The sequence below is a fragment of the Parabacteroides sp. 52 genome, from assembly GCF_010500925.1.
In the GTDB taxonomy this organism is placed as follows: domain Bacteria; phylum Bacteroidota; class Bacteroidia; order Bacteroidales; family Tannerellaceae; genus QVMG01.
In genome coordinates this window covers 55,335-68,039 of record NZ_QVMG01000011.1, presented here as the reverse complement: position 1 = coordinate 68,039, position 12,705 = coordinate 55,335, and the positions used below count along the sequence as shown (strand labels likewise).

Genomic DNA, 12,705 nt, shown 5'->3' with positions numbered 1-12,705 from the left:
TATGCAAAAACAAAAGACGCTTGCGAAGAGCTTCACCCTGAATGGCAAAGGTTTGCATTCCGGACTGGATATTCAGATCACATTCAACCCCGCACCTGAAAATCATGGATACAAAATCAAACGGGTCGATCTGGAAGGAGAACCGGTTATTGATGCTTTAGCGGAGAATGTGATAAATACGCAACGTGGTACTGTTGTCGGAAAAAACGACGTATACGTCAGCACCATTGAACATGCAATGGCTGCCTTGTATGCTTTCGAGATAGACAACTGCCTGATAGAAGTGAATGCACCGGAATTTCCAATCCTTGACGGGAGTTCCATCTTTTTCACCGAGGCTATACAAGCAGTAGGCATCCAGGAGCAAAACGCACCGAAAGATTATTATATCGTAAAACAAAAAATTGAAGTTGTCGACGAAAAGACCGGCTCTTCTCTTATCATTTTGCCGGACGATAAATTCAGTCTCAATGTGTTGATCTCTTTTGACTCTCCTGTCTTGCCTAATCAGTTTGCTACGCTCAGCGATCTGGCTGAGTTCCCCAAAGAAATAGCCGCCTCACGCACATTTGTTTTTGTCCGTGAAGTGGAAACCTTATTACAAAACAACCTGATCAAAGGAGGAGACCTCGACAATGCGATTGTCATTTATGACAAAAAGATCCCGCAGGAATCGTTGGACAAATTAGCTGATATGATCGGTATCCCTCATAAGGACGTACAGGATCTGGGTTATGTAAATAACAAACCGTTAGTATTCGATAACGAGCCGGCGCGGCATAAATTGATTGACGTTATTGGTGATATCGCTTTGATAGGAAAGCCTATACGTGGACGGATTATTGCCACACGCCCCGGACATAAAATCAACAACCAGTTGGCCCGTACAATCCGGAAGGATATCAAACTAAATGATATACAAGCTCCGGTCTATGATCCTAACCAGGAACCGGTAATGGATATTAACCGTATCCGGGAATTATTACCGCACCGCTACCCCTTCTTGTTGGTGGATAAAATCATTGAGATTGGCAGCAACCATATCGTAGGTGTTAAGAATATAACGACAAACGAACCATTCTTTGTCGGGCATTTCCCGCAAGAGCCTGTGATGCCGGGTGTATTACAGGTGGAAGCGATGGCGCAGACAGGAGGACTACTCGTGCTTAGTTCTGTCGATGAACCGGAGCGTTACTCCACCTATTTCATGAAGATAGATGGAGTGAAATTCCGTCAGAAAGTAGTTCCAGGAGATACACTCATTCTCCGTTTGGAAATGGTAGCCCCCATTCGCCGGGGTATATCTACAATGAAAGGATATGTATTTGTGGGCGAGAAGCTCGTTAGTGAAGCCGAATTTATGGCTCAAATAATAAAAAATAAATAAGAAGTAAAATGAATATTTCTCCATTAGCAGTTGTTCACCCTGATGCCCAAATCGGCCAGGACGTAACCATTGATCCATTTGTTGTTGTTGAGAAAGATGTCGTTATAGGTGACGGCTGTCGTATTTACCCACATGCCACCATATTGAATGGTGCCCGCATAGGAAAACACTGCTCCATTTTCCCTGGTGCTGTTATTGCTGGTGTCCCGCAAGACCTTAAGTTCGCCGGAGAAAACACAACTGCTGAGATAGGGGATTATACCACCATCCGTGAATGTGTAACCGTGAATCGCGGGACAGCAGCCAAAGGGAAAACGGTTATAGGCAGTCATTGTCTTATCATGGCCTATTCGCATATTGCCCATGACTGTTTACTCAATAACTATATTATCATTGGCAACTCTACACAGCTTGCCGGTGAAGTAGAAGTGGAGGATTATGCCATCGTCAGTGGAGGCAGCCTGGTTCACCAGTTTGTTCGCATATCTCAACATGTCATGATACAAGGAGGTTCACGGGTAGGTAAAGATATTCCTCCCTACACATTGATCGGACGCGAACCGATCGTTTATTGCGGTATTAATATCGTGGGACTCCGTCGCCGGGGATTTACCAATGAGCAGGTCTTTTTGATTCAGGATATCTATCGTACATTATACACCCGTGGGTTAAATAACACACAGGCTATCAAGGCAATCGAAACAGAATATGAACCCAGTGCTGAACGGGATTTGATTCTGAACTTTATCAAAAGTTCCGAACGAGGTATTGTCAGAGGATCGCTGGACGAATTATAAGATAGGATACTCTATAAAAAGAGGGACATAGGTTTTATAGCCTATGTCCCTCTTTTTATTGTATTCAACCGATTTTAGGGGGTAAATAATCTTCCTGTATATGAGTCATACTTGCCCAAAGACTGTATCGGGCTTCGGGGTTAATGGCCTCTAGACGATTTAAAATATCTTTCATATCCGAACGGCTGGAGTCGCGTTCATAGGGACAGTTTTTTACTTGTTTTTGATATCCGCGCCAAATGGCTATCCGATTCAGTTCTTTTTCTGAGATCAAACAAAGCGGACGAATAATCTCCATGGCGAACTTATCCATCTTTAAACGAGGAGGCATCGTGCCGAAAGCTCCCTGATGTGTCATGTTCATCAACAAGGTTTCCAGTATATCATCCTGGTGGTGTCCCAAGGCTATCTTATTGCAATTTTCTCTTTTGGCAATATCAAACAGAGCTTTTCTGCGCGTCCAGGAACAAAGGAAACAGGGGGATTTGCGGCGATCGGTTGAGGCATCAAACTGTGTTTCGTAAACAATAAAAGGCAAGCCGTAGGCTTCGGCACATTGCTGAAGATATTCCCTGTCGGACTGATAGGGAATATTAGTCATTACAATATGAGCAACGACCACTTCGAACTTCGGCCGGTAAATCTTCATCCGCCGCCCCAATAATTCGACTAATGCCAGGGAGTCTTTCCCTCCAGAAAGTCCTACCAATATCCGGTCGCCATCGGTTATCAACTCATACGAACGAATCGCTTTTATAAGTTTCTCCTCTACCTTCCGGTACAGACGTTCGTCTTCTGTTTCTTTCGCCATCGTCAATATTTAATTGACTGCAAAATTATACATTTATGTCGCGAATTATGTATAGGGTACTAAAATATTCTTATCTTTGATTTTATAAATTGAAAAACAAAAGAGTTGCGATGAAACGCTTCACACATAAAATACTTTGTTTAATCGGAATTACATTTCTTAGTTTCGGGTTACAGGCACAAAGTCTCGATCAGGCGAAAAAATTATACAATGACGGGCAATATGCCGAAGCCAAACCCGCTTTCGAACGATTAGTAAAACAAGCCCCCAACAATGGTTCCTACAACCATTGGTATGGTGTCTGTTGTTTTGAAACAGGAGACTTGGATGGGGCGGAAAAACATCTAACGATCGGGATTAACCGAAAAGTGCAGGATTCGTACAAATATCTTGCCGAAGTGTATTTCGCCCGCTACAAATTTGAAGAAGCGGCAGAGATGTATGAAGAATACATCACCCTTCTGACCAAAAAGAAACAAGACACCGAACATTGGCAAAAACAAATGGATATCGCTACGACAGCACAACGTATGCTGGAAAAAGTAGAAGACGTACAAGTAATCGACAGCGTGGTCATTGCCAAAGATCAGTTCTTATCGGCTTATACATTAAGTGAAGAAAGTGGAACATTGACTACATACAAAGAATTCTTTCAAAGCTCACTGCCTTTTGAATCAACTGTTTATATGAATCAGAAAGGGGACAAGATTTATTATGCGCAGGAGACTGCGGAGAACCAGCTTTGCTTGTTTACCCAATCCCGGTTGATGGATCATTGGGGAGATGAGAAACAATTACCAATGAATATCAACAGTTCCGAAAACGATAATTATCCTTTTGTCCTTTCTGACGGGGTAACCCTCTATTATGCGTCTAAAGGAAATGGCACCTTGGGAGGATATGATCTGTTTGTGACCCGGTATAATACGAACTCAGACACCTACTTAACTCCCGAACAACTGGGAATGCCCTACAATTCACCTTATAACGATTATATGATTGTTTTTGATGAAACTAAAAAACTGGGTTGGTTTGTCTCCGACCGCTATCAACCGGAAGACAAGGTTTGCGTTTATCTTTTTATACCGAATGAGAACCGTACCCGCTTGGAGGATGAAGATATTGAAATAAAACGAATGAGGGCCTCCTTATTTTCAATCGAAGCTACCTGGAAGGAAAACACCGATTATCCCGAACTAATAGCCTTGGCACATAAAGAAATACCTTTCGGGGAAGTTGAAATAAAAAAAGACTTTGAGTTTGTCATTAACAACACAATTGTTTATTATGTATTGGAAGAGATAAACAGTCCGGATGCTAAAAGTTATTATGAGAAAGTGATCTCATTAAATAACCAAATTCAAGAGTTAAAAGACAAACTTAAAAATATGCGTGCCAACTATACAAAGGGAAGTAGTTCTCAACGTGATCAATTACGCCCAACGATTCTGCAAACAGAAGAAAAACTGGAAGAGTTACTTCCTCAACCCATTGAATGGGAGAAAAAAGCACGGAATGCAGAAATTACTTACTTAAGAAACTACAATAAAAGATAGAAGCCTATGTGGTTAGATGTTGCTATCATTCTTTTCTTGATGGGATTATCCATAGCGTTAATCCTGATTGAGATATTTCTTTTACCTGGGATTACACTGGCCGGAGTCGGAGGCTTCCTTTTTGCTACCGGAGGAATTATTTATGCCTATGCCCAGGGGGCTTGGGTAGGGCATATCACCCTGATCTCTTCGGTTATACTCTTCGGTGGAGCCTTTCTTTGGTTATTACGTTCCAATTCGTTCCGAAAAATAGCCCTCCATGCCAATGTCGATTCCACGTTGACTTCCAGCCGGGATCTGGGCATTGAACCTGGAGACGAGGGTATCACCCTTTCTCGTCTGGTTCCTATTGGCAAAGCGTCTATCAAAGGAATTACGGTAGAAGCAAAATCCAGAGAAGAATTTATCGATGAACAAACACCTGTTACAGTCGTTCGTGTAGAGGGTTACAATGTCATCGTTCTACCTAAAGAAGAAAAAACAACTAATATCAATTAATAAATCAACACATTATGGAAATGAGTTTCATGCCATTGGTTTTACTTGCAGCAGCAGTCTTTCTGCTCATTCTGTTTTTCTATTATGTGCCTTTTCTGCTGTGGATATCAGCGAAAGTTTCAGGCGTAAACATATCCTTGCTTCAGTTATTTCTGATGCGCATACGAAATGTACCTCCGGGTGTTATCGCTAGAGCGATGATCGAAGCCCATAAAGCCGGATTAAAAACTCTCACCCGGGATGAATTGGAAGCGCATTACCTGGCAGGAGGACATGTAGAACGGGTTGTTCATGCATTGGTATCTGCCTCTAAAGCCAATATCGATCTTACGTTTCAGATGGCTACCGCAATAGACCTGGCTGGCCGTGATGTGTTTGAAGCGGTACAAATGTCTGTTAACCCCAAGGTTATCGATACACCACCGGTTACTGCCGTGTCTAAAAACGGTATCCAGTTAATAGCCAAAGCACGTGTAACCGTACGGGCCAATATCCGTCAGTTAGTAGGAGGTGCCGGTGAAGAAACGATTTTGGCACGTGTAGGAGAAGGTATTGTATCTTCTATCGGTTCTGCAGAGAATCATGAGTCTGTATTGGAAAATCCGGATTCTATATCCAAATTGGTATTGAGAAAAGGATTGGATGCAGGAACAGCTTTTGAAATTCTTTCCATCGACATTGCTGATATCGATATAGGTAAGAATATTGGAGCCGTATTACAGATGGATCAGGCGCAAGCCGATAAAAACATTGCACAAGCCAAGGCGGAAGAACGTCGCGCGATGGCGGTTGCTTTGGAACAGGAAATGATAGCTAAAGCGCAGGAAGCCCGCGCCAAGGTAATTGAAGCCGAAGCCGAAGTGCCCAAAGCCATGGCAGAAGCCTTCCGTTCCGGCAATCTGGGTATCATGGACTATTATAAAATGAAAAATATCGAAGCCGATACCGGTATGCGGGAAGCAATTGCCAAACCGACAGGAGGAGGCTCTAAACCGATAAAAGACTAAATAGATGCGTATTATTCCTGCTTCAGAGATGCCTATCCATGCAGATGGAAGTGCTTTTCATCTGCATCTGAAACCGGAGCAACTTTCGGACCGGATAATCCTTGTAGGAGATCCGGCCCGGGTAAATACGGTTGCAGACTATTTCGACACCCAAGAGTGTGAAGTATCCAGCCGGGAGTTTCATTCCATCACAGGAAGTTATAAAGGGAAAAGGCTCACGGTGATCTCGCATGGTATCGGAGGAGATAATATCGACATCGTATTAAATGAATTAGATGCCCTAGCAAATATAGATTTTAAGACACGCACAGTTAAGCCGGAATTTAAACAACTGACCCTTGTGCGGATCGGAACATCCGGAGGATTACAACCCTTCGTTCCTATCGGTACCTATGTGGCAGCAGAAAAGTCTATAGGCTTTGACGGGGTACTCTTTTTCTATGCGCAGAATGATAAGGTACGCGACCTTGATTTTGAATCGGAATTGGCTAAACAACTGAAATGGAAGGTAACAGGCCTATCTCCTTATGTCGTTTCCGCCCCTTCCTCTTTGGTGGAGCAAATCACCCAAAAGGATATTATCCGTGGCATAACAATCGCAACGAATGGTTTTTACGGAGCACAGGGACGGGAGTTACGCTTGCCTCTACACGATCCGGATCTCAACCGGAAAATTGAGGCTTTCGACTTTGAAGGGCATAAAATAACGAACTTCGAAATGGAGAGTTCCGCTCTTGCCGGTTTAGCAGCCCTTATGGGACACCGGGCACTGACAGTCTGCTGCATCATCGCCGGGCGCGTGGATAAAAACATGAACACCGAATACAAAGGAAGTCTAACCGGGTTAATAGAAACCGTATTAGATAGAATTTGAAATAAAGAGGGTTTATATTCTGTAGGATATAAACCCTCTTCTTTTATCTTCAATACCAATTATAACATAGACTATTTGTGGGTTTAGCTAATTGCCTGTATCTTTGTATTCTATTTGAAATATATGAAAAGAAACAACACAAAAAGAAGATACAACCCGCAACGCGCACAGCGCGGACGTAAGGTAACCGTAAAAGAGAGTAACACCCTATTACCTTTTCTTTTCCAGACACTTAATGACCAAAGCAAAAGCTCGGTAAAGGCCATATTGGCTCACGGGCAAATATCGGTCAACGGAAAAGTAACCACCCAGTTCGACACCCCATTAACACCCAACGATGTTGTCGGTATCAGTTATGAACGAGGGAAAGTGGCTTTTAACCATCCTTTACTGAAAATCGTATGGGAAGATAACTACCTTGTTCTGGTAAATAAAAAAGAAGGATTGCTTTCTGTTGGGACCGAAAAAGAAAAAGAACGGACAGCCTATAACCTGCTCATCAACTATGTAAAGAAAACAGATCCCCGAAATAAAATCTTCATTCTTCACAGACTGGATAAAGAAACATCCGGCTTGATGTTGTTCGCTAAAAACAGGGGAATACAAGAGACCTTACAAGCTGACTGGGGCCGGTTGGTTACCGAACAAAGTTACATAACCGTAGTCGAAGGCAGACCGGAAAGAGAAACCGATCTGTTGACAAGTACCCTGACGAATGAAACCGATACCCGGGTGATCATTGCCGCAGAAGGAGATGGTGCCGAAGCTATCGCCCGCTACAAACTCAAAAGAAGCAACGGAGAGTATTCCTTATTGGAGGTACACCTGGAAAGCGGACGCAGGAATCATATACGTATGCAATTGGGAAGAATCGGTCACCCTGTTGCCGGAGACCGCAAAAACGGAGCGGAATCCAATCCTGCCGGACGACTGATGTTACATGCTCAGAAGTTTTCTTTCATTCACCCGGAAACAAAAGTAGAAATGTGCTTCGACACACAAATACCAGCCGCTTTTACGTCATTAACTAAATAAATTTCTCGTCGATGAAAAAGTTTTTCCATACGTTTTTATTCGCATGTATCACCCTCTTTGTACAGGCACAAATACTAACACCCGTCAAATGGCAAATAAACCTGGATGATACGGGCAGTCCTGAAAAAGAAATTACATTTACAGCTGTCTGTGAAAAGGGATGGCATTTGTATGATATGAACCTGCCGGAGGGAGGACCGGTATCTACTTCGTTTACCTTTGAAGGAAAAGAGGGGGTAGAACTTATTGGCACACCTGTTTCATCCACCCAACCTACGACTGTTTATGATGACTTATTCGCCATGGAGCTACGCTGGTATGGTGGCAATGTCTCTTTCAAACAAAAGTTTAAAGTAACGGATCCAAAGAAATTCAAACTTACTGGTGAGGTAGAGTTTATGGCATGTAATGACGAAACATGTTTACCTCCTGAGCGTATTGAATTTGCTTTTGATAAAAAAGATATACGGATGGATGCGATTGCCGAAAATACGGATACTACCGTTACTGAAGAGCCGGATATCATAACGTCGGAAGATACAGCTGAGACAAATACCCCGCCTATAGCAGCCCCCATCCAGCCGACTCCTGTAAAAAACGTAGCAACGGAGGAATGGGCATCCGAACAAACTTTATGGGCGCCGGTCATTGAAGAATTAAAGACATACGGTGATCCTGTAGTGTCTTCAACCGACACTTCCTGGATCATTATCTTCCTCTCCGGTTTTCTAGGAGGATTTATTGCCCTGTTAACTCCTTGTGTCTGGCCTATGATCCCCATGACGGTCAGCTTTTTCTTAAAACGTACGAAAGAAAGGAAGAAAGCGATAAAAGATGCTATAATCTATGGATTCTCCATCATCGGGATCTACTTGATTATGGGTTTGTTGATTACCGGCATTTTCGGTGCCAGTGCTTTAAATAATTTGTCTACAAATGCCCTCTTTAATATCATCTTCTTTCTATTGCTCGTTGTCTTTGCCATTTCCTTCTTTGGCGCATTCGAAATTGTACTGCCAGCGTCCTGGACGAATAAGTTAGACAATAAAGCGGATTCGACAAGTGGTATAATCAGTATTTTCTTTATGGCTTTTACCCTGGTGCTCGTATCCTTCTCCTGTACAGGGCCTATCATCGGTACCTTATTGGTACAGGCCGCATCTATGGGTTCTTTGTTTGGACCGGCTATTGGTATGTTTGGTTTTGCCTTCGCTTTGGCCATTCCTTTCAGCGTCTTTGCTATCTTCCCGAATATGCTACAGAATATGCCTAAATCCGGCGGCTGGTTAAACGCTGTAAAAGTAGTATTGGGATTCCTCGAACTGGCATTAGCACTGAAATTCCTTTCCGTCGCAGATCTGGCTTATGGCTGGCGCATTCTTGACCGGGAGGTATTTCTCGTTTTGTGGATCGTCATTTTCGCCCTATTGGGTTTCTATCTGTTGGGAAAAATAAAGTTCAGTCATGACAGCGACCTCAAACACGTCTCTGTATCCCGTCTTTTTATGGCCATTCTCTCTTTTGCTTTTGCCATCTATATGATACCCGGATTATGGGGAGCTCCCCTGAAAGCCATCAGTGCCTTTGCACCGCCACTTAATACGCAGGATTTCAACCTGTACAATGACGAAGTACATGCTCCTTTTGACGATTACGAATCGGGTATGGCTTATGCCAAACGGATGAACAAACCGGTGATTATTGACTTTTCCGGTCACGGATGTGTCAATTGCCGGAAGATGGAGACCTCCGTATGGACAGATACGAAAGTAAAACAACTCTTAGAGAACGACTATGTCTTAATCACTCTTTTTGTTGACGACAAGACAAAACTACCGGAAACAATCGAAATAGAGGAATACGGGAAAACACGAAAACTAAAAACAATCGGAGACAAATGGAGTTACCTGCAACGCAGTAAGTTTGGCGCGAACGCTCAACCTTTCTATGTCCTCCTGGACAACGAAGGCAAACCGCTTGCTCCTTCCTATGCTTACGATGAAGATGTTTCCCAATATGTCAAATTCCTGCAAGGAGGATTGCAACAATATAAAAACAAAGATGAGTAGTAATAAAGAAGAGAAAATGAAGGCCTTTGGCCAACTCTTGGATATCCTGGATGAATTACGGGAAAAATGCCCGTGGGATAAGAAACAAACCAACGAAAGCCTGCGCTCAAACACAATAGAAGAAACATACGAATTGTGCGATGCCTTGATACGTAAGAATAATGAAAATATAAAAAAAGAACTGGGAGATTTACTACTGCACATAGTCTTCTATGCAAAAATAGGAGAAGAGAAAGAGGCTTTCGATATAAAAGATGTATGCGACACCTTATGTCAGAAACTAATCTACCGCCATCCGCATGTTTTTGGAACAGAAAATGCCGATACAGCTCAGAAAGTAGAACAAAGTTGGGAGCAGTTGAAGTTGAAAGAAAAAGGGGGGAATAAAACCGTTTTAGAAGGTGTACCGGCCTCCTTGCCTTCCATCGTAAAAGCACACCGTATCCAAGACAAAGCACGTAATGTCGGCTTCGACTGGGAAGAACGTGACCAGGTATGGGATAAAGTAGAGGAAGAGTTTAACGAACTGAAAACCGAAATCCAGGCGATGGATGCCAACCAGATGGAAAATGAATTCGGGGATCTCTTCTTTAGTCTCATCAATGCCGCCCGTTTATACAAAATCAATCCGGACAACGCCCTGGAACGTACCAATCAAAAATTCATCCGTCGTTTTAACTATCTGGAGGCTTATGTTACACAGGCGGGACTCTCCCTCAAGGAGATGCCCCTGGAAGAAATGGATCGTATCTGGAACGAAGCCAAAAGACAGGAAGGCTGACACACTTTTTCCTATATAATTAAACCTATCAGACCGATAAAAGTCTAATCAAATAGTTTTCTTATATTTACAGCAAATTAGAGAAGATGCAGCCATATACAGAGGATGACATTGTGATACAATTGCGTGACCCCGATCAACAAAGGAATGCCTTTGCCAAAATCGTAGGTGCGTATGGGGAAAAGTTATATTGGCAAATTCGGAAGATGGTGTTAAACCACGAAGATGCGAATGACTTGCTTCAAAACACATTCATAAAAGCCTGGACAAACATTGATTATTTCCGCGGGGAAGCCAAATTATCAACCTGGTTATACCGGATAGCTATCAATGAATGTATCACTTTTCTGAATCGGCAACGTACCGTAAACAATATTTCTATTGATGATACGGACGTTTACCTTTTGGAAAAATTAAAAGGCGATGACTATTTCGATGGAGATCTGGCACAGACCAAATTGCAAGAAGCAATTCTTCTATTGCCAGAAAAACAAAGAATCGTATTCAATATGAAATACTTTGAAGAAATGAAATACGATGATATGTCAGAAATCCTGGGAACTTCCGTGGGAGCTTTAAAGGCTTCCTATCATCATGCTGTTAAAAAAGTCGAAGAATTTTTAACAAAAGATATTTAAACCTTTTCATAAGCCAGTAGTCAAAACATCACAAAAGTGAGTATCAATATGAAAAAGAAAGAAAATAACCTGGAGCAATTGAAAGGAAAAAACCCTTTCACTGTGCCTGAAGGCTATCTGGAAGAACTCACATCACAAATAATGAGTCAGCTTCCCGAAAAGCCCCATCAGAGAGAAAGAACTGTTACTATGATGGACAAAGTACGCCCGTGGTTATATATGGCTGCGGCATTTATTGGTCTTTTATTTTTCTTCAAAACCCTTATCGGTATACCCGGAGAGGAAGAAGGAAAAAAAGAGGCACTGCTTGTTCATACACAAATCCCTTCCGAGACGAAAAACGCCATCTATGCAGAGGAGGAGTATTATGAAGACGATGAGTATCTCGAATATATCGAGAACCAATACGCTAACTATCTTTTAGCAGAAGAAATGGCTTTTTCTGAATAAAATGAAAACAAATTGACTGATTTTAGATATTTTTGTAAATATAAGTATATGAATAAAATATTTTTTATTACATTTGCGACGATTTCATTACTATTCTCCACTGGAGCAAGTGCACAACAAGGTCAACAGGAGAATAGAAAGAATAGGCAATTTGACAGAGAAGCTTTCGAAGCAAAAAGAAATGCTTTTATTACAGCAGAAGTAGGACTAACACCTGAAGAAGCCTCTCTATTTATTCCTCTGTGTGACGAATTACGGCGAAAGAAGTTTGAAATAGGACATGTTTGCCGGAAACTATCCAGAGAAATACAAAAACAAAAAGAGCCAACGAAGGAAGAATACCAACAAGCAATCGATGAATGCTTACAAGCAGGTATCAAAGAAGCCCAGTTGGAAAAAGAGTATTACGAACAATTTAAAAAGATACTTTCGCCCGAGAAGTTATATAAATACAGAGAAGCTGAATTTAAATTCATCCACCAATTTATGAAAGATCATCCGGGAAGCAGAAAAGATCTTAACAACAAGAAAGAAGAAAAAAATAAAAAATAAGATATTATCATTATTTGTGTTTTTTGTTTAGATTTAGTTTTGGCGTTTAAGTTAAGGGAGGGGTGGCGACGTGATGTCGGTTCCCCTTTTGTTATTTAAGACACTTACCTATCCACTCCGTATTCGGGGTCCGTGACACCTCTTTTTTTCATCTGCGTATTGAATTACTTTGGAGTCAGCACCAGCCGAGATACCTTCCTGTTACCCCAAACACCTTCCTATCACCAATCCATTCTCAAGCAATTGGAAG

The 12,705-nt window shown here is 42.1% G+C and carries 13 protein-coding genes; 12 read left to right on the top strand and 1 reads right to left on the bottom strand.

The genetic code is table 11. The annotated features are described in order from the left end of the window. Position 1 precedes the first annotated feature (1 nt). Both D0T51_RS07885 and lpxA read left to right on the top strand, forming a co-directional pair. Positions 2–1,387, top strand: coding sequence for a bifunctional UDP-3-O-[3-hydroxymyristoyl] N-acetylglucosamine deacetylase/3-hydroxyacyl-ACP dehydratase (locus tag D0T51_RS07885; RefSeq protein ID WP_163727610.1), 1,386 nt, complete (start codon positions 2–4; stop codon positions 1,385–1,387). Positions 1,388–1,395: 8 nt separating this feature from the next. Beyond that, positions 1,396–2,184, top strand: a complete 789-nt coding sequence (gene lpxA / locus D0T51_RS07880) for an acyl-ACP--UDP-N-acetylglucosamine O-acyltransferase (protein ID WP_163727608.1) — start codon at positions 1,396–1,398, stop codon at positions 2,182–2,184. A gap of 64 nt (positions 2,185–2,248) precedes the next feature. On the opposite strand, the gene D0T51_RS07875 is transcribed toward lpxA, so the two are convergent. Then, complete coding sequence (locus D0T51_RS07875) at positions 2,249–2,995, bottom strand: ATP-binding protein (RefSeq protein ID WP_163727605.1); 747 nt, start codon at positions 2,993–2,995, stop codon at positions 2,249–2,251. Positions 2,996–3,105: 110 nt separating this feature from the next. On the opposite strand from D0T51_RS07875, the gene D0T51_RS07870 reads away from it, so the two are divergent. The 10 genes from D0T51_RS07870 to D0T51_RS07825 all read left to right on the top strand — a co-directional run bounded on the left by D0T51_RS07870 (position 3,106) and on the right by D0T51_RS07825 (position 12,455). Then, on the top strand, positions 3,106–4,551 hold the full coding sequence (locus D0T51_RS07870) for a tetratricopeptide repeat protein (protein ID WP_163727602.1): 1,446 nt from the start codon (positions 3,106–3,108) through the stop codon (positions 4,549–4,551). 6 nt (positions 4,552–4,557) lie between these two features. Next, complete coding sequence (locus tag D0T51_RS07865; protein WP_163727600.1) at positions 4,558–5,049, top strand: NfeD family protein; 492 nt, start codon at positions 4,558–4,560, stop codon at positions 5,047–5,049. A 14-nt stretch (positions 5,050–5,063) separates the two neighbouring features. Next, complete coding sequence (gene floA / locus D0T51_RS07860) at positions 5,064–6,056, top strand: flotillin-like protein FloA (RefSeq protein WP_163727597.1); 993 nt, start codon at positions 5,064–5,066, stop codon at positions 6,054–6,056. A 4-nt stretch (positions 6,057–6,060) separates the two neighbouring features. Next, positions 6,061–6,930 carry a nucleoside phosphorylase gene (locus D0T51_RS07855; RefSeq protein ID WP_163727594.1) on the top strand — a complete coding sequence of 290 codons (870 nt, stop codon included), beginning with the start codon at positions 6,061–6,063 and terminating at the stop codon, positions 6,928–6,930. A gap of 123 nt (positions 6,931–7,053) precedes the next feature. Then, on the top strand, positions 7,054–7,965 hold the full coding sequence (locus D0T51_RS07850; RefSeq protein ID WP_163727591.1) for an RluA family pseudouridine synthase: 912 nt from the start codon (positions 7,054–7,056) through the stop codon (positions 7,963–7,965). Between the two features lie 11 nt (positions 7,966–7,976). After that, the gene (locus D0T51_RS07845; protein WP_163727589.1) at positions 7,977–10,034 is read left to right on the top strand and encodes a cytochrome c biogenesis protein CcdA; all 2,058 of its coding nucleotides are present in this window, start codon (positions 7,977–7,979) and stop codon (positions 10,032–10,034) included. Then, positions 10,027–10,815, top strand: a complete 789-nt coding sequence (gene mazG / locus D0T51_RS07840) for a nucleoside triphosphate pyrophosphohydrolase (RefSeq protein WP_203583349.1) — start codon at positions 10,027–10,029, stop codon at positions 10,813–10,815. Before D0T51_RS07845 ends, mazG begins: the two co-directional genes overlap by 8 nt. Before the next feature lie 86 nt (positions 10,816–10,901). Continuing rightward, complete coding sequence (locus tag D0T51_RS07835) at positions 10,902–11,453, top strand: RNA polymerase sigma factor (protein ID WP_163727585.1); 552 nt, start codon at positions 10,902–10,904, stop codon at positions 11,451–11,453. 48 nt (positions 11,454–11,501) lie between these two features. Continuing rightward, positions 11,502–11,903: a hypothetical protein gene (locus tag D0T51_RS07830; protein WP_163727582.1), complete on the top strand. Its 402-nt coding sequence runs from the start codon at positions 11,502–11,504 to the stop codon at positions 11,901–11,903. Between the two features lie 48 nt (positions 11,904–11,951). Continuing rightward, positions 11,952–12,455 (top strand): hypothetical protein, encoded by a 504-nt coding sequence (locus tag D0T51_RS07825; protein ID WP_163727579.1) that lies wholly within the window; start codon positions 11,952–11,954, stop codon positions 12,453–12,455. Positions 12,456–12,705 lie beyond the last annotated feature (250 nt).